1 protein-coding gene is annotated in these 278 nt (G+C 44.2%); it reads left to right on the forward strand.

Annotated elements, in window-relative coordinates; genetic code table 11:
- Positions 1–278: hypothetical protein (locus ACYQ2O_RS13175; RefSeq protein WP_459796832.1), on the forward strand; the 278-nt coding region annotated here is incomplete at both ends.

Genomic DNA, 278 nt, shown 5'->3' on the forward strand with positions numbered 1-278 from the left:
ATGGACATCTTTGAAGAACTGCTTCTTTTATTGAATTTTCAACGAGATACGGTCTCAAACACAGTGGTCTTACTTATTGGCACTGCCAGTCTGCTGGATAAATTACGGTATGCGTCCTTAGAGGCCTTAAGGCAACGGGTTATTTCTATTTATCACTGTACGGGTATTCAGCAAGATGAAGCGAGACAATACGTGGAGGCAAAACTCAAGAGTGCCGAAGGCAGTCTTCGTATCTTTGATGAGAACGCACTCACGTCCTTAATCAGCCATGCCCAAGG

The sequence above is a fragment of the Alkalibacterium sp. m-11 genome (assembly GCF_054658155.1).